Origin of the sequence: Streptomyces sp. T39, from assembly GCF_008042045.1 — a bacterium.
GTDB lineage: Bacteria > Actinomycetota > Actinomycetes > Streptomycetales > Streptomycetaceae > Streptomyces.
Map to the genome: position 1 here is coordinate 1 of NZ_RDBP01000207.1, position 981 is coordinate 981.

The 981-nt window shown below is 75.7% G+C and carries 1 protein-coding gene and 1 pseudogene; both read right to left on the bottom strand.

Annotation, left to right across the window (positions count from 1 at the left end):
• A partial coding sequence (locus EAO77_RS41160; protein ID WP_147992653.1) for a LacI family DNA-binding transcriptional regulator occupies positions 1-467 on the bottom strand: 467 nt, incomplete at its 3' end.
• Between the two features lie 309 nt (positions 468-776).
• Positions 777-953: pseudogene (locus EAO77_RS41165) on the bottom strand (LacI family transcriptional regulator); the annotation flags it as partial.
• Between the last annotated feature and the right edge of the window lie 28 nt (positions 954-981).

Genomic DNA, 981 nt, shown 5'->3' on the forward strand with positions numbered 1-981 from the left:
CCCTCGGCGCTGGGCAGCGCCCGGTCGACGCAGACGAACGGGATGCCGTGGCGGCGGAAGGCGGCGAGGTTCCGGCCGGAGGCGTCCGCGGGCGTCACCAGCACCCCGCGGACCTCCTGCTCGCAGAAGAGCGTCAGGTACTCGGCCTCCTCGCGAGGGCTCTCCGCGCTGTTGCMGAGCATCACACCGAGGCCCGCGTCGCGGGCGGAACGCTCGGCGCCCGCCGCGATGTCCACGAAGAACGGGTTGGCCATGTCGAGGACGAGCATCCCCAGCGTGCGGCTGCGGCCGGCGCGGAGCTGGCGGGCGGACTCGCTGCGGACGTAGCCGAGGCGTTCGATCGTCAGCAGGACGCGCAGCCGTGTCTCCTCGGCGACGGTCTCCGGGCGGTTGATCACGTTGGAGACCGTGCCGAGGGAGACGCCCGCCGCGCTCGCCACGTCCTTCATGCCCACACCGCGCGCCATCAGCCGGCCCTTCCCGCGGGGCGGGGCGCGGACCGGCGGGCACAGGCCACGGACCGGCGGGCACAGGCCACGGACCGGCGGGCACAGGCCACGGACCGGCGGGCACAGGCCACGGACCGGCGGGCACGGGGCGCGGTGGTCGGCGAGCCGGACAAGGTCGGTCTGCTCCTTCGGGTGCGGGGCGGCCGGGCACGGCTGCTGGGCATGGCCGCCCTCCCGTCGGCGGTCTTCTGCGCCAACGACATGCTGGCCCTCGCGGCGGTCGCGGCACTGCGCGAGGTGCATGGGGCCGCTGACGTAGACGACCTCCCGGTGCCCGCGCTGCACGAGGTGGCGCACGGCGAGGGCGCCGCCCGTGATGTCGTCCACGGACACCGAGCAGCCCTCGGCGCTGGGCAGCGCCCGGTCGACGCAGACGAACGGGATGCCGTGGCGGCGGAAGGCGGCGAGGTTCCGGCCGGAGGCGTCCGCGGGCGTCACCAGCACCCCGCGGACCTCCTGCTCGCAGAAGAGC